Source organism: Streptococcus sp. 10F2 (genome assembly GCF_054331515.2).
Genome location: NZ_JBTGGE020000002.1, coordinates 87,675 through 103,513, shown reverse-complemented (window position 1 = coordinate 103,513; position 15,839 = coordinate 87,675). Strand labels below are relative to the sequence as shown.

The window sequence follows — 15,839 nt, the reverse complement described above, 5'->3', positions numbered from 1 at the left end:
CCGGACATACCAAGGATTAAATTCACCGTTTTATTGAGAGATAGTTCCCGATTACGAGAAAAATCAGATGGGTTATGGATCAAACTTCCTCGCTCTCGCTCTATCACAGCAGCAATACTTTTTCGTAGTTGCTTCTTTACTTGATTTGGCATTCTATCCACCTCCTTTAGCCTAAGTATAGCAAAAAAAGGATTTCGAAAGCTCATAAATCGAGCTTTCGAAATCCTTAACTTAATGACATTGAGAACGAACTTCTGTCTTTTTATGTTATAAGGGACGTTTGTTAGGAATCCCGGCTTTACGTGGATACTTGTTGGGAGTTTCTTTTCGTTTTTCTAAGGTGGTTAGAGCCCGTGGATCTCCATTAGGAAGTTGGTAATTGTGGGATTGAATGACTTTTGTGAAGAGGCTCGTTAAGGCAGTTTGAGCTTCCTGGATTTCTTCTTGGGCATCACTGGCTTTGAGTGCTAGGACTTGACCCCCAACCTTGAGAAAGGGAACGGTTAATTCCACAAGAATGGGAAGGCGAGCAACTGCACGCGCGGTTACAAGGTCAAATGTTGCACGGTATGTTTTGTCTTGACCGAAGTCTTCTGCACGTCCATGGATGAAATGAACTTTCTCTAGTTCGAGATTTTCGGCTAGTAGGTGAAGAAATTGGATTCGTTTGTTTAAGGAATCGATAATAGTGACTTCCAGTTCAGGCAATAAGATTTTCATCGGAAGACTAGGGAATCCTGCTCCAGCTCCGATATCGAGTAGTTTTAAGTCTTGGTGATTTATTTGGCCTAAGAGAACTGGAGCCAAGGAATCATAAAAGTGCTTGAGATAAACTTCTTCCTTATCTGTGATAGCGGTAAGATTGATTTTCTGATTCCATTCAACCAATAACTCATAGTAGGTTTCAAATTGTTGCTTTTGTTTTTGGCTTAGCGAAAAGCCCTGTTCTTCAAGTTTTTGATAGAATATTTCTGGTTTCATAACCCCTCCCTCTGTTCCTTTATTCTAACACATTCCCCTTCAATTTTGATATACTAGTACTAGTTTTACGAAAGGAAGTATGCTTAGAAATGTGGATTATATTTGGATTGTTGATAGTGCTACTTGTTTATGGAGTTGTGTCCTATAATGGTCTCATTCGTTCACGTATGCAAACCCAAGAGGCTTGGAGTCAGATTGACGTCCAGCTGAAGCGCCGGAATGATTTGATTCCTAATTTAATGGAGACTGTAAAGGGTTACGGCAAATACGAGCAGTCTACTCTAGATAAAATTACAAGTCTCCGCACCCAGATTCAGCAAGCAACCAGCCCTGCCGAGGCTATGGCCGCTAGTGATGCTCTTAGCCGTCAGGTTTCAGGTGTCTTTGCGATTGCAGAGAATTATCCAGATCTCAAGGCTAATACTAACTATCTTCAGCTGCAAGAGGAGTTGACTAACACAGAGAATAAAATTGCTTATTCTCGGCAGCTATACAATAGCGTAACTGCTAAATACAATACAAAATTAGAGACCGTTCCAACCAATATCATTGCTAATTTTTTCCACTTTCAACCAGAGGATTTTCTACAAATTCCTGAGGAAGAAAAAGTTGTTCCTAAAATTGATTTTGGCAGTAATGGATTAGGAGATTGAGATGTTATTTGACCAAATTGCAAGTAATAAAAGGCGTACCTGGGTATTGCTCTTTGTCTTTTTTCTCCTTTTAGCCTTGATTGGAGCTGCAGTTGGTTATCTTTGGTTGGGGAATATTTGGGGAGGAGTTTTGACGGCCTTCATTATTGGGGGTATCTACGCTCTAAGTATGATTTTCCAAGCTACGGAAATGGTGATGTATATGAATGGAGCTCAGGAAATTCATGAGAAGGACTATCCAGATTATTACCATATTGTAGAAGATATGGCTATGGTAGCCCAGATTCCTATGCCACGAGTTTATGTGGTACAAGATCCATCACCGAATGCTTTTGCAACCGGTTCAAATCCCAAAAATGCAGCTGTTGCAGCTACGACTGGTTTATTAGATAGGATGAATCGACAGGAATTAGAAGCTGTTATAGGTCACGAAGTTAGCCATATTCGGAACTATGATATTCGTATCTCAACTATTGCAGTAGCTTTGACTAGTGCTGTGACGATGCTATCGAATATAGCAGGACGGAATCTTTGGTACAGTATGGGAGGCCGTCGTCGCTCTTCCTCGGATGATAATCAGCAGGGAGTGGCGAATGTTGTATTTCTCCTCTTATCCTTGTTGGCCATTATTTTGGCACCACTTGCTGCGACCTTAGTACAATTAGCTATTTCGCGTCAACGGGAATTTTTGGCAGATGCTTCTAGTGTGGAATTAACCCGCAATCCGAAAGGGATGATTTCAGCCCTTCAAAAGTTAGAAGGCGGACCAGCTAGTAAGCGTCCAGTAGATGAGGCCAGTGCTGCTCTTTATATCAATGAGCCTAGAAAAATGAGTAGCATGCAGCGTCTTTTCTATACCCACCCACCGATTCCTGAACGGATTGCCCGTTTGGAAAAAATGTAAGGAGTTTTATGTTTCATTTACAAGAAATTCGTCGTCAGCCGAATGGCCTAGTGTTTGATCAAGAATTGGATTTGTTAAAATCTTTACAGGAACGGAATCCTGAAATTTTAGATTTAAGCCAATTAAGAGCTGTTGGAAAAGTGAGTTATGATAATGGTCTCTATTTTTTAGAGTATCAGTTGTCTTATGATATTACCCTAGCTTCAAGTCGTAGTCTTGAGCCAGTCGTGTTACAAGAAAATTACCCGGTAGCAGAAGTATTTGGCGATGCTGAGGAGGCTACTTCTCTGAGTGAGGAAGAAGCCTTGTATTTGTTGCCGATTGAAGGTGACGGTATTAGCTTGAAAGATAGTGTGGCTGATAATATTCTCTTAGAGATTCCTCTCAAGGTTTTGACGCCAGAGGAGGAAGCAGAGGATAGTATGCCGCAGGGGGCTGCTTGGCAAGTACTGTCTGAGGAGGACTATGCTCGGCAGCAGGCTGAGACTAGGAAAGATAATAATCCTTTTGCTTCTCTTCAAGACCTCTTTACAGAAGAATAACCTTTATTTTCCTGGGAGTTTTACTCTCAGGAATTTTTTTGTAAAAAAAGGTAACAAAATGTTGACAATATGTTACAATCTTGTTAAAATTAATTATGGTCAGTAAAGGTCAAAAAGTAAGTATTGGTCAAAGACTAACTGATCTATAGTATTTAAAAATGAAGAGGTAACGATATATGACAAACTACTACAACAACCAATTTAATCAAATGGATGAACTCATGAGACGCTTGATGGCTTCGCAAGGCTTTCAAGGACAAACGCGCCGGTATCGGATTAATGGGCAGGAAGTTAGCCCTGAACAATTTGCAGCCTATCGTCAGCAAGAGATGGGGAACACCCAGGAAGTTGTTCAACGGAAAGGAGTAAAGATGGATGGTGTTTTAGGAAAATTAGGCCGTAATTTAACAGAAGAAGCTCGCCAAGGAAGCTTAGATCCGGTTCTTGGTCGTGAGAAAGAAATTCAAGAAGCAGCTGAAATTCTAGCTCGTCGTATTAAAAATAATCCAATTCTTGTTGGGGATGCAGGTATTGGTAAAACAGCTATTGTAGAAGGTCTAGCCCAAGCTATTGTAAAAGGAGAGGTACCAGCTGCAATTAAGGATAAGGAAATTATTTCCATTGATATTTCCAACCTTGAAGCTGGTAGCCAGTACCGAGGTAGTTTTGAAGAGACCATTCAAAAGCTACTGGAGGAGGTTCAAGCAGCTGGAAATATCCTTCTCTTCTTTGATGAAATTCATCAAATCCTTGGTGCTGGCAGCACAGGTGGAGAGAGTGGCTCGAAGGGACTAGCAGATATTCTCAAGCCGGCTTTATCTCGGAGTGAGTTAACCTTAATCGGGGCAACCACGGAAGATGAGTATCGGAATACCATTTTGAAGAGTGCAGCCTTGGCACGACGCTTTAATGAGGTGAAAGTGAAGGCTCCCTCTCCAGAAGCAACTGTTGAGATTCTCAAAGGAATTCGTCCACTCTATGAAAACCATCACAATGTAATTTTGCCAGATAGTGTTCTACAAGCAGCAGTTGATTACTCTGTTCAGTACATTCCACAAAGAAGTCTTCCAGATAAAGCAATTGACTTGCTGGATATTACGGCAGCCCATTTAGCAGCACAACATTCTGAAGTAGATGTTTTTCAATTGGAAGCTGAGGTGCAATCCGAGAAAGAGCTACAAGAACAGGCCGTGGAGGCTCAAGATTTTGAAGTAGCTTTGCAGCACAAACTTCGGATTGAGGACTTGGAGAAGCAAATCCATGACCAAAGAGCGAGCAAACAAATGGAAGCGTCTGTGAATGATGTAGCAGAATCAGTAGAACGTTTGACAGGAATTCCAGTTGCTCAAATGGGAGAAAATGACATTGAGCGTTTGAAGGGGTTAAAAGATCGTTTAGAACATCAAGTAATTGGACAGCATCAAGCTGTAGAAATGGTTGCACGTGCAATTCGCCGTAACCGCGCTGGTTTTGATGATGGGAATCGTCCAATTGGTAGCTTCCTTTTTGTGGGCCCAACTGGAGTCGGTAAAACAGAGTTAGCCAAACAATTATCCCTGGAATTATTTGGCAATAAAGACGCTGTCATTCGCCTAGATATGTCTGAATATGCGGATAAAACAGCAGTTTCGAAATTGATTGGTACAACTGCTGGTTATGTGGGCTATGATGATAATGGTAATACCTTAACCGAACAAGTCCGCAGAAACCCTTACTCCATTCTTCTTTTTGATGAAATTGAAAAGGCTGATCCACAAGTTCTAACCTTGCTCTTACAGGTCTTGGATGATGGTCATTTGACGGATGGTCAAGGAAACCGGGTCAACTTCAAAAACACAGTGATTATTGCCACTTCTAATGCTGGATTTGGTTACCATCATACTGAGGCGGATGATCAAGATTTGATGGAAAAATTAGCTCCGTACTTCCGTCCAGAATTCCTTAACCGCTTTAATGCAGTGATTGAATTCCGCCATCTTGAAAAAGAGGATTTGGCCCAGATTGTAGATTTGATGTTAGCAGATGTGAATCGAACTTTAGGTAAAAAAGAAATTCGCTTAGATGTCACCGCGCCAGTGAAAGACATGTTGATTGAAAAAGGTTATGATCCCGCTATGGGAGCTCGACCACTTCGCAGAGTCATTGAGCAAGAAATCAGAGACCGTGTAACTGATTTCCACCTCGATCACTTAGAAGCTAAAGAACTGGTAGCTGACTTGAAAGACGGAGAGATTCAAATTAAAGAAAAGGTAGAAGCTGCCTAATGAAAGAGAAACTGCGTGACCCTTGTCCGCAGTTTTTGCTCTTTCTAAAAATTGCAGAAGACTTTTCTAGGTGGTATAATGGGAACAAATAGTTTAAGGAGAAACTCATGTCAAAAGCAAATTTTGGTGTTGTTGGTATGGCTGTAATGGGACGTAATCTTGCTCTCAATATCGAGTCCCGTGGTTATAAGGTAGCAATCTATAACCGTAGTAAAGAAAAAACGGATGATGTGCTTGCCAGCCATCCGGATAAGAACTTTGTACCGAGTTATGATGTGGAATCATTCGTAGCTTCCATTGAAACACCTCGTCGCATTATGTTGATGGTTCAAGCTGGGGCTGGAACTGATGCAACTATTCAAGCCTTACTTCCCTATTTAGATAAGGGGGATATCCTGATTGATGGGGGAAACACTTTCTACAAAGATACAATTCGTCGGAATGAGGAATTAGCGGATTCAGGAATCAACTTCATTGGAACTGGAGTTTCTGGTGGTGAGAAAGGTGCTTTAGAAGGACCGTCTATCATGCCTGGTGGACAAAAGGAAGCCTATGAGTTAGTCGCAGATGTCTTGGAAGAGATTTCTGCTAAAGCACCTGAAGATGGAGCACCTTGTGTGACCTATATCGGTCCAAATGGAGCTGGACATTATGTGAAAATGGTTCATAATGGAATTGAGTATGGCGATATGCAATTGATTGCAGAGAGTTATGACTTGATGAAAGGGCTTTTAGGACTATCTGCGGAAGAAATGTCTGATATTTTCACGGAGTGGAATCAGGGGGAGCTAGATTCTTATCTTATCGAAATTACAGCGGATATCCTTCGTCGTAAAGATGACCAAGATCAAGATGGCCCAATTGTAGACTATATCTTGGATGCAGCAGGGAACAAGGGAACTGGTAAGTGGACGAGTCAATCTGCTTTGGATTTAGGTGTACCTCTACCTTTGATTACAGAATCAGTCTTTGCTCGTTATATCTCTACTTATAAAGAGGAACGGGTTGAAGCTAGCAAGGTTTTAGCTGGTCCAGATGTAGCAGCCTTTGAAGGAGATAAGGCTGAGTTGATTGAGAAAATCCGTAAGGCTCTCTATTTCTCTAAAATTATGTCTTATGCACAAGGTTTTGCGCAATTGCGCGTGGCAAGTAAGGAAGAAGGATGGGATTTACCATTTGGTGAGATTGCTTCTATCTGGCGTGCTGGATGTATTATCCGTGCTCGCTTCTTGCAAAAGATTACAGATGCCTACAAGGAAGATGCAGACTTACCAAATCTACTTTTGAATGACTATTTCCGTCAAGTAACAGCAGAATATCAAGCTGCTGTTCGTGAAGTTGTGGCTTTGGCTATTCAGCATGGACTACCAGTTCCAACTTTTGCGAGTGCTATTAATTACTATGATAGTTACCGAGCTGCGAATCTACCAGCTAACTTGATTCAGGCACAACGGGATTATTTCGGAGCACATACTTATGAGCGTAAGGACAAGGAAGGGATTTACCACTATTCTTGGTATTCTGAAGAATAAGGAGAAACTATGGGGAAACGTATTGTAATCATTGAGCAGGAAAGTCATTTGGCTCGTTTCCTCACCCTTGAGTTGGAGTCGACAGGGTATGAAGTCCATTGGTTTCAACATCACCAGGAAGTTTTTACCCTGGCGACCTCAACTGAAATTGATCTCTTTTTGTTTGACGTTCAGGCTGGGATTGAAGCTAATCAAGTTTTCTTACAGGAGTTGGAGAAGGTTCGTCCTGGAGCAGTGATTATTGCCCTGGCTACTCCGGATGAATTGAAGCAGCAGGAGGAGTTGATTCAACGCTATGCTGTGGTAGCAACTGTCAAACCCTTTGTGGCCCCTGTTTTATTAGAACAGATTGCGTCGATTTTTAGAGGGCGTGATTTTATTGATCAACATTGTAGTCAAATGAAAAAAATAGCCAAGCACCGCCATCTCAAGGTAGATTTGGCTAATCATTTGGTTTACCGTAATGGGGAGCAACTAGCGTTGACCCGACGTGAATATGATCTGCTAGTTACCCTAATGAGCAGTCCAACTGCTCTAAGCCGGGAAGAGCTTCTGGAGCGTATTTGGAAATATGAGAATCCAGGAGAAACCAATATTGTGGATGTCTATATCCGTTATCTACGAGGAAAAATTGATCTAGAAGGTCAAGCTAGTTATATTGAAACAATTCGTGGTGTCGGTTACAAAATGAGAGATTTAAGTTAAAAAGGTTGAAGTTTAGACTTCAACCTTTTTAGACAAAAACTTTTTGAAAACCTTTACAAGGATTCGGGAATACTGTATAATATTTCTTGTAAGTCAAACGATTGCCTATCGTGAAGATATTAAATATATGAGGAGATGAATGATGAAAGATACATTCAAAAATCTAACGAGCTTTGAATTCTGGCAAAAATTCGGTAAAGCTCTGATGGTGGTTATCGCTGTTATGCCAGCAGCGGGTTTGATGATCTCCATTGGTAAGTCTATTCCAATGTTGGGACCTGAGGTTGGCGCCTTGGTGATGATTGGTAGCGTTCTTGAGCAGATTGGTTGGGGTGTTATCGGAAACCTCCACATCCTCTTTGCCCTTGCTATCGGTGGTAGCTGGGCTAAGGAACGTGCTGGTGGTGCTTTTGCAGCTGGTCTATCCTTTATTCTTTTGAACCGTTTAACAGGGGTTATTCTGGGTGTTAACGGAGATATGCTAAAGGATCCAGATGCAACGGTTCAAACACTTCTTGGTTCAACCATTAAAGTGTCAGATTACTTTGTAAGTGTTCTTGAAGCACCAGCCTTGAACATGGGGGTATTTGTTGGTATTATTGCCGGATTTGTTGGAGCAACTGCCTATAACAAATATTACAATTACCGCAAACTTCCAGATGCCCTTTCTTTCTTTAACGGAAAACGTTTCGTACCATTTGTAGTTATTCTTCGTTCCGTTATTGTAGCCATTATTTTATCTGTTGTATGGCCAGTCATTCAGTCTGGTATCAATGCTTTTGGTGTTTGGATTGCGAACTCGCAAGAAAATGCACCAATTATCGCACCATTCCTCTTTGGTACCTTGGAGCGTCTCCTATTGCCATTTGGTCTTCACCACATGTTGACGATTCCAATCAACTACACGGCTTTAGGTGGTACTTACGAAATTATGACGGGTGCAACAGCTGGTCAAACAGTATTTGGACAAGATCCACTTTGGTTGGCTTGGGTTACGGACTTGACAAACCTAAAAGCTGCTGGAGATACAACGGCTTACAATAACCTTCTAGAGACAGTCACACCTGCACGTTTTAAAGTAGGACAAATGATTGGTTCGATGGGTATCTTGATGGGTATCGTATTTGCAATCTACAAAAATGTGGATGCTGACAAAAAAGATAAATACAAAGGAATGTTGACAGCAACAGCTCTAGCGGTATTTTTAACTGGTGTTACTGAGCCTGTTGAGTACATGTTTATGTTCGTGGCTATGCCACTTTACGTTGTGTATGCTCTGATCCAAGGTCTTGCTTTTGGTATGGCAGATATCGTTAACTTGCGGATGCACTCATTCGGAAGTATCGAATTTTTGACTCGTACACCTCTAGCAATCAATGCAGGCCTAGGAATGGATATTCTGAACTTTGTTTGGGTAACAGCTCTCTTTGGACTTGTTATGTATTTTGTGGCAGATTTCATGATTCGCAAATTTAACTATGCAACTCCAGGACGTAATGGAAACTATGAAGAAGGTATGGGGGCATCGAACTCAGCTGAAGCGGGTTCTGCTGATGGTAAAGTAGCAGCACCTTCACAAGCGGTGAATATTATCAATCTTCTTGGTGGAGCAAGCAATATTGCTGATGTGGACGCATGTATGACTCGCCTTCGTGTTACGGTTAAAGACCCAGATAAAGTTGGATCTGAGGACTTGTGGAAAAAAGAAGGAGCTATGGGTCTTGTTATGAAAGACTCTGGAGTTCAAGCTATCTATGGACCAAAAGCAGATGTCTTGAAGTCAGATATCCAAGATTTATTGGACTCGGGTGAAGTTATCCCTCAAACTGTCATGACAGTCTTTGATGATGCCCCTGCGGAATCTTCAGCACCTCAAGGTAAAGCTGTTGAAATTGCAAGTGTTGCAGATGGTAACGTTGTGGAATTGGCTTCTGTTTCAGATCCAGTATTCTCGCAAAAAATGATGGGTGATGGCTTTGCGGTTGAACCAAGTGCGGGTGAATTCTATGCACCAGTAGATGCAACTGTAACGAGCATCTTCCCAACAAAACACGCTCTTGGACTCTTGACCGAAGAAGGTCTTGAAATTTTGATTCACATTGGTTTGGATACTGTAAGTTTGGAAGGTAAACCATTTACAGTTCATGTAACCGAAGGTCAAAAAGTTGTCCGTGGAGATCGCTTGGTAACAGCTGATTTGGATGCTATCCGTGAAGCTGGTCGTGAAACAACAACTATTGTTGTCTTTACAAATCAAGACTTTGTTCAAAGCGTGTCTGTAACCAAACTTGGTCAAGGAACCAAGGATGATACAGTAGCAAGCGTAGAACTTTAAGATTTTAAATAGAAAAGGGAAAAATGGCGAAATTCTTAACCTTGAACACCCATTCTTGGATGGAGGAAGAGCCAGAACAAAAACTGGCGGATCTGGTTCAGCAAATTGTTCGTGAGGAATATGATGTCATTTGTTTGCAAGAAGTTAATCAGGAGATTAACTCTTCCCCTGCGGAAGAAGTGGCGGGCTACGAGGTGGCTCAGCCACTTCTTGCTATTCATGACGATCATTTTGCCCATGTTCTTGTAGGAGAATTGAAAAAAGTTGGTTTAACTTATTACTGGAGTTGGGCCTATAATCATATTGGTTATGATCGTTACCATGAAGGTGTTGCGATCTTATCGAAGGAGCCGCTTGAAGCTAGGGAATTACTGGTTTCAGATAGTGATGATCCAACCGACTATCGCCGTCGTCAAGTTTTACTAGCTGAGACGGTAGTCGATGGGCAAACAATTCAAGTTGCCAGTGTTCATTTATCTTGGTGGAATAAAGGTTTCCAAGCGGAGTGGCAGCGTCTAGAGCAGGAGTTGGAATCAAGTCGTTACCCACTTGTATTGATGGGAGACTTTAACAATCCTGCTGGTCAAGAGGGGCACAGTCATATTTTAGCCAGTCCGTTAAAACTTCAAGATAGTCATCTAGTAGCTCAAGAAGTTTCGGGTGAATTTACTATGGGTGGCCATATTGATGGCTGGGAGGCTAAAACACCACCACTGCGAATCGATTTTGCTTTCTTATCCAGCGATTGGAAGGTGGATCGTTCGGCTGTCATCTTTGATGGCAAGAGCAGCCCGATTGTTAGTGATCATTTTGGATTGGAAGTGTTTGCCCGCCTTGTTTGAATGGCCTAATTTTTACTCCAAAGCAGCTAGCTTTCTAACTAGCTGCTTTTTCTTTTTACAAAAAATAAAAAATTTTCAGAAAATATATTGATTTTAAAAGGAGAATTTCCTATAATGACTAAAAAGGAAATGGAGTGTTTGTCTATGGATAAAAAGGAACATTTAGTTGCAGAGGTATCGGAAAAGTTGTTTAAGGCTTTGGAGCAACGCGCTCCCTTGGCTATGAGTGAGTTGGATGGTGTTGTTGAAGATATTGATACAGCTTATCAAATCCAAGATGCTTTCGTGGCTCAAAGAGGTGAGGAAGTCCAAGGCTACAAGGTTAGTCTGACTAGTGAAGAGACACAGCGAATGTTCAATTCAACAGAACCGTTTTATGGGCAGGAAACGACTTCTCAATTTATCCAAGGACCTGCTGAGGTGTCTCTTGGTGAGTTAATGGAGCCGCTCATCGAAATTGAATTGGTTTTCCGGGCCAAGGAAGATCTATCTCTGAAAGATAGCCTAGAGGATTTATTGGGGAAATTGACGATTGCTCCTGGAATTGAAGTGCCAGATGCTCGGTTTAAGGATTGGTTTCCAAAATTAAATAAGTATCTCGTGGTTTCAGATTCTGCAGTAGCGGGGCGGATTGTCTATGGACAGGAGCAAGATTTGAAGGGAAACTATACCGTTGAGGATTTGGCAGCTATTTCAGGTGTCTTGTCCAAAGATGGTCAAGTACTGGATCAAGGAGTCTCTTCACAAGTATTAGGGAATCCACTGCATTCAGTTCAATGGTTGGTTCAAAAATTGGCAAGTCATGGTAAAACCTTTAAAAAGGGGCAGCAAGTTTCCAGCGGTACTTTCGTAATCCCACCACACTTGGAAGTCGGAGTATACAGAGTTGAATATGGAAGTGGAGTTGGCAGTCTAGAATTAACCGTGGTTGATTAAAGGGAAGTCTATTTCTGTTCTAAATAACAGATTGAAATTTGAGAGGAACAATTGTCTGCTCCCTGAGATGTTAGGGGATGGTGCTTTCTCTTCACGTCCAATTAGTACAAGGTCAGATCGCTCGATCTGGCTTTTTACTTTGTTTACATGTGGCAAGCAGAGCTATCGGGAATACCAAGTCTGGGAGTAAGAAAAGGTGCTTTTTGCCGATTTTTTACGAATACGGTGTTTGGCATGGTATAATGAAGTATTGAATCGTTGGAGGTGAACCATGCGTTGTCCTGAATGTCAAAGTGATCAAACGAAGGTGATTGATAGCCGGCAAGTTGAACAAGGAGTTGCCATTCGGCGTAGACGTATTTGTGAAAAGTGTCAACATCGCTATACAACTTATGAACGGATTGAAACCAAGGCTTTAGTTGTCATCAAAAAAGACGGACGTCGTGAAAATTTCGAACCTTCTAAAATTTATAATGGTATTTTCCAATCTGCTGAAAAACGCCCTGTTACACCGGAGCAAATTAAGGAGTTGGTGAAACAGGTTGAGACGACTTTGCGGAATACATCGAGTGGTGAAGTCACTTCAGATAAAGTCGGAGACCATGTGCTAGAGGCTTTATCTGAGTTAGATCCGATTGCTTATTTTCGATTTGCCAGTGTCTATAAGCGCTTTAATGAATTGAGCGAAGTTGAAGAACTGCTACGACAATTCCGGAAGAAAGGAGAAGATAGTGAAGCCGAATGATTATTTCTTTTATGGACAAGGTAGAGTTCCTCAAAAAGATAGCACAGCTCTATTGGTTTATTACTATCCAATCATTGGTTCGGATGCCTTTGCTCTGTATCACTATCTTTTAAGTTTTTGGGATGATGGACGCAGTCAGACGCAAGTTTCCCAGGTCTTAAACCATCTACAATTTGGTCCAGAACGTTTTAATCAGGCGCTTGAGCTTTTGCAGGCGGTTAAATTGGTCGATCGTTACCAAACGGATACGACCTATCTTTATCTGCGAGCTCCCCTTGGAGGAGATGATTTTTTCCAAGATAATGTGTTGCGTTCCTTATTAAAAACTAAAATTGGTGAAGTCGCTCTAAAGGCACTCGAACCCGCTAAGCCGCAAGGGCAAAAACAGGAAGTTGATACGGGTAAATTCTTTAATGGTCTTTTGGTAGGAGAGCAACCAGTAAAACCTAAGCCCAATTATTTTGATCAGGAAACTTTTCAGGTTCGCATGGAAAAAGGCCAGTTGAGCTATGAGGATAAAGACACGGATATCTTGGCTTTGGAGCTGTATGCAAGGCAGTATCATTTGAACTGGAACCATCTGTATCAATTGGCTGAAGCAACCGCTGTCCAAGGTCGAATCTCCGTCAAGCGAATGGAGACCAAGTTAAAACAAACGGCAATCTCTGCTAACTTCAGTCCTGAGGAATCATTTTTCTTGAGTGAGAGTAAATCACAATCAGCTTTGGAGTTTCTAAGCCAGCTAAAGGATACCAGAGGAAGTCAGGTCAATGACAAGGAACAGGAACTCATTGTAAGTCTGCAAAAACAAGGTTTTTTAGATGAGGTTATCAGCATTCTATTACTGTTGGCCTATAATCGCGATACTAGCTTACATATTAATGAGCGGTATGTCTTGAGAGTTGCAGAGGATTTTAAGAAACAAGGGATTGTGAGTGCAGAAGAAGCGATACTTCGGGTTCGTAAAAAAAGGGAAGAAAAGAGTCAATCCTCTCCGAAAGCCTCTTTCAAAACTCAAGGAAGAAGACAAACGAAACCGCAACAATCGAATGTTCCAGAATGGAGTCAAAAGGATTATGTGGATCAAACGACTCCCGAAGAGATGCAGGCTCGTGAAGCAAAACATAAGCGTCTATTCCAACAATTAAAAGGGGAAGGAAACTAGATGAAATCAGTAAATAAGGCCCTGGAAGGAAGAGCGCAGGGAAGGTTTGATTACCAACAATTGGTTGAAGAAATCATGCAGGATAAAGACGTAGCTACCTTTATTCAGGAACACCAGTTGAATTCGGCAGAAATCAAGAAATCTATCTCTAAATTTAGTCAGTTTATCAGTGAGCGTGACCAGTTTAGAAATGGTGACGAGACCTATCTAGCCAAGGGCTATCAACCAATTCTTGTTATGAATCAAGGTTATGCGGATGTGAGCTACAAAGAAACGGAAGCGCTCATTGCTGCTGAGAAAGAAAAGGAGATGCGGAGTCGTATTCGTTTACTGAATTTACCAGAAAGTCTTAGAGGGATTAGTCTTGAAGACCTTGATTTTGATGATCGTTGGATGACAATTGAACAATTAGTTCAATTTATTGTGGACTATCCGAGTCAGAAGCAGGGGCTCTACCTTTATGGAGACTTTGGAATAGGTAAGACTTATTTGTTGGCAGCTTTTGCTAACGACTTAGCAATGGTCAGAGGGATTTCAACCGTGATGTTGCATTTTCCAACTTTTGTGCAGGATTTGAAGGGTGGGTTCAAAAACAATACTGTTCGTGAACAGATTGAAGAGGTTAAAGGTGCTCCTTGTCTAATTATAGATGATATTGGAGCGGAGCAATTTTCATCTTGGTTGCGAGATGAGGTTTTACAAGTAATTCTCCAATATCGAATGCAGGAGAACTTGCCTACTTTCTTTAGTTCCAATCTTTCTTTTTCAGATCTTCAGCAACGCATGTCCAAGGGAAAAGAGGGAGATGAGAGTTGGCAGGCACAACGTGTTATGGAACGTTTGCGTTATCTAGCGAAAGAAATACATTTGCCAGGTGCAAACCGGCGTAATCAGTAAAGGAGAAAACATGTCAGTAGCAACAGTGGCGATTGTAGGTCGTCCGAATGTAGGGAAGTCGACGCTTTTTAACCGGATTGCCGGTGAGCGAATTTCTATTGTCGAGGATGTGGAAGGGGTAACTCGGGATCGAATCTATGCTCAGGCTGAGTGGTTGAATCGCTCTTTTAGCATTATCGATACTGGGGGGATAGACGACGTTGATGCCCCTTTTATGGAACAAATTAAGCATCAGGCTGAGATTGCTATGAATGAGGCAGATGTGATTGTCTTTGTCGTTTCGGGTAAAGAAGGAATCACTAATGCGGATGAGTATGTAGCCAAGATGCTCTATAAAACTGAAAAGCCTGTTATTTTAGTTGTCAATAAGGTTGATAATCCAGAGATGCGAAATGATATCTATGATTTTTATTCTTTGGGGCTAGGCGAGCTTTATCCTGTTTCCAGTGTGCACGGGATTGGAACAGGGGATGTCTTGGATGCCATCATTGAAAATTTACCCGCAGAGGATGCGGAAGAAGAATCAGATGTTATTCGTTTTAGCTTAATTGGTCGTCCAAACGTTGGAAAATCGAGCTTGATCAATGCCATTTTGGGTGAGGATCGTGTGATTGCCAGTCCAGTTGCGGGAACCACACGCGATGCTATTGATACTCATTTTGTGGATTCAGAGGGTCAAGAATTTACTATGATTGACACTGCAGGGATGCGTAAGTCCGGTAAAGTCTATGAGAATACGGAAAAATATTCTGTTATGCGGGCTATGCGGGCCATTGATCGTTCGGATGTTGTGCTCATGGTTCTGAATGCAGAGGAAGGAATTCGTGAGTACGATAAACGAATCGCTGGTTTTGCCCATGAGGCAGGAAAAGGAATCATCATTGTTGTGAACAAGTGGGATACCTTGGAAAAGGATAATCATACTCTGAAAAACTGGGAAGAAGATATTCGTGATCAATTTCAGTATCTTGCATACGCTCCGATTATCTTTGTGTCCGCTATGACCAAGCAGCGTTTGCACAAGTTACCAGGGATGATTAAGGAAATTAGTCAAAATCAGAACTTACGGATTCCAAGTGCTGTGTTAAATGACGTTATTATGGATGCGATTGCTGTAAATCCAACTCCGACAGATAAAGGAAAACGACTAAAAATCTTCTATGCGACTCAGGTTGCCGTCAAACCGCCGACCTTTGTAATTTTTGTCAATGAAGAAGAATTGATGCACTTTTCTTATCTGCGCTTCTTAGAAAATCAAATTCGCAAAGCCTTTGTTTTTGAAGGAACGCCAATTCATTTGATTGCACGAAAACGGAAATAATGATCAAGAGATCCTTG

Annotated in this window: 14 protein-coding genes; 13 read left to right on the top strand and 1 reads right to left on the bottom strand. The window is 41.6% G+C overall.

What is annotated here, in order from left to right; translation table 11 throughout:
- Positions 1–267: 267 nt before the first annotated feature.
- Positions 268–981, bottom strand: a complete 714-nt coding sequence (gene rsmG / locus ACXM1Q_RS01200; RefSeq protein WP_135035501.1) for a 16S rRNA (guanine(527)-N(7))-methyltransferase RsmG — start codon at positions 979–981, stop codon at positions 268–270.
- A gap of 89 nt (positions 982–1,070) precedes the next feature.
- Here rsmG and ACXM1Q_RS01195 point away from each other — a divergent pair, with 89 nt between their 5' ends.
- The 13 genes from ACXM1Q_RS01195 to der all read left to right on the top strand — a co-directional run bounded on the left by ACXM1Q_RS01195 (position 1,071) and on the right by der (position 15,822).
- Positions 1,071–1,634, top strand: a complete 564-nt coding sequence (locus ACXM1Q_RS01195) for a LemA family protein (protein WP_458515482.1) — start codon at positions 1,071–1,073, stop codon at positions 1,632–1,634.
- Between the two features lies 1 nt (position 1,635).
- Positions 1,636–2,538 (top strand): zinc metalloprotease HtpX, encoded by a 903-nt coding sequence (gene htpX / locus ACXM1Q_RS01190; RefSeq protein WP_135035495.1) that lies wholly within the window; start codon positions 1,636–1,638, stop codon positions 2,536–2,538.
- An 8-nt stretch (positions 2,539–2,546) separates the two neighbouring features.
- The gene (locus ACXM1Q_RS01185) at positions 2,547–3,080 is read left to right on the top strand and encodes a YceD family protein (protein ID WP_458515481.1); all 534 of its coding nucleotides are present in this window, start codon (positions 2,547–2,549) and stop codon (positions 3,078–3,080) included.
- A 176-nt stretch (positions 3,081–3,256) separates the two neighbouring features.
- A complete protein-coding gene (locus ACXM1Q_RS01180) occupies positions 3,257–5,344 on the top strand; it encodes an AAA family ATPase (protein WP_458515480.1) in 2,088 nt (695 codons plus the stop codon).
- Between the two features lie 107 nt (positions 5,345–5,451).
- Entirely contained in the window at positions 5,452–6,876 is a 1,425-nt protein-coding gene (gndA, locus tag ACXM1Q_RS01175; protein ID WP_458515479.1) for an NADP-dependent phosphogluconate dehydrogenase, read from the top strand.
- Between the two features lie 9 nt (positions 6,877–6,885).
- Positions 6,886–7,581: a winged helix-turn-helix transcriptional regulator gene (locus tag ACXM1Q_RS01170; protein ID WP_458515478.1), complete on the top strand. Its 696-nt coding sequence runs from the start codon at positions 6,886–6,888 to the stop codon at positions 7,579–7,581.
- A 139-nt stretch (positions 7,582–7,720) separates the two neighbouring features.
- The gene (locus ACXM1Q_RS01165; RefSeq protein WP_458515477.1) at positions 7,721–9,916 is read left to right on the top strand and encodes a PTS transporter subunit IIBC; all 2,196 of its coding nucleotides are present in this window, start codon (positions 7,721–7,723) and stop codon (positions 9,914–9,916) included.
- A gap of 23 nt (positions 9,917–9,939) precedes the next feature.
- Positions 9,940–10,758: an endonuclease/exonuclease/phosphatase family protein gene (locus tag ACXM1Q_RS01160; RefSeq protein WP_458515476.1), complete on the top strand. Its 819-nt coding sequence runs from the start codon at positions 9,940–9,942 to the stop codon at positions 10,756–10,758.
- Between the two features lie 114 nt (positions 10,759–10,872).
- On the top strand, positions 10,873–11,694 hold the full coding sequence (locus ACXM1Q_RS01155; protein ID WP_458515475.1) for a 2-keto-4-pentenoate hydratase: 822 nt from the start codon (positions 10,873–10,875) through the stop codon (positions 11,692–11,694).
- 271 nt (positions 11,695–11,965) lie between these two features.
- On the top strand, positions 11,966–12,439 hold the full coding sequence (gene nrdR / locus ACXM1Q_RS01150; protein WP_458515474.1) for a transcriptional regulator NrdR: 474 nt from the start codon (positions 11,966–11,968) through the stop codon (positions 12,437–12,439).
- Positions 12,426–13,604: a DnaD domain protein gene (locus ACXM1Q_RS01145; protein ID WP_458515473.1), complete on the top strand. Its 1,179-nt coding sequence runs from the start codon at positions 12,426–12,428 to the stop codon at positions 13,602–13,604. Before nrdR ends, ACXM1Q_RS01145 begins: the two co-directional genes overlap by 14 nt.
- Positions 13,605–14,501, top strand: coding sequence for a primosomal protein DnaI (gene dnaI / locus ACXM1Q_RS01140; RefSeq protein ID WP_458515472.1), 897 nt, complete (start codon positions 13,605–13,607; stop codon positions 14,499–14,501).
- Between the two features lie 10 nt (positions 14,502–14,511).
- Complete coding sequence (der, locus tag ACXM1Q_RS01135; RefSeq protein WP_135035464.1) at positions 14,512–15,822, top strand: ribosome biogenesis GTPase Der; 1,311 nt, start codon at positions 14,512–14,514, stop codon at positions 15,820–15,822.
- Positions 15,823–15,839: the final 17 nt, after the last annotated feature.

Coding starts and splice junctions, on each gene's coding strand:
- rsmG (WP_135035501.1), bottom strand. CDS start 981: ATGAAACCAGAAATATTCTATCAAAAACTTGAAGAACAGGGCTTTTCG.
- ACXM1Q_RS01195 (WP_458515482.1), top strand. CDS start 1,071: ATGTGGATTATATTTGGATTGTTGATAGTGCTACTTGTTTATGGAGTT.
- htpX (WP_135035495.1), top strand. CDS start 1,636: ATGTTATTTGACCAAATTGCAAGTAATAAAAGGCGTACCTGGGTATTG.
- ACXM1Q_RS01185 (WP_458515481.1), top strand. CDS start 2,547: ATGTTTCATTTACAAGAAATTCGTCGTCAGCCGAATGGCCTAGTGTTT.
- ACXM1Q_RS01180 (WP_458515480.1), top strand. CDS start 3,257: ATGACAAACTACTACAACAACCAATTTAATCAAATGGATGAACTCATG.
- gndA (WP_458515479.1), top strand. CDS start 5,452: ATGTCAAAAGCAAATTTTGGTGTTGTTGGTATGGCTGTAATGGGACGT.
- ACXM1Q_RS01170 (WP_458515478.1), top strand. CDS start 6,886: ATGGGGAAACGTATTGTAATCATTGAGCAGGAAAGTCATTTGGCTCGT.
- ACXM1Q_RS01165 (WP_458515477.1), top strand. CDS start 7,721: ATGATGAAAGATACATTCAAAAATCTAACGAGCTTTGAATTCTGGCAA.
- ACXM1Q_RS01160 (WP_458515476.1), top strand. CDS start 9,940: ATGGCGAAATTCTTAACCTTGAACACCCATTCTTGGATGGAGGAAGAG.
- ACXM1Q_RS01155 (WP_458515475.1), top strand. CDS start 10,873: ATGACTAAAAAGGAAATGGAGTGTTTGTCTATGGATAAAAAGGAACAT.
- nrdR (WP_458515474.1), top strand. CDS start 11,966: ATGCGTTGTCCTGAATGTCAAAGTGATCAAACGAAGGTGATTGATAGC.
- dnaI (WP_458515472.1), top strand. CDS start 13,605: ATGAAATCAGTAAATAAGGCCCTGGAAGGAAGAGCGCAGGGAAGGTTT.
- der (WP_135035464.1), top strand. CDS start 14,512: ATGTCAGTAGCAACAGTGGCGATTGTAGGTCGTCCGAATGTAGGGAAG.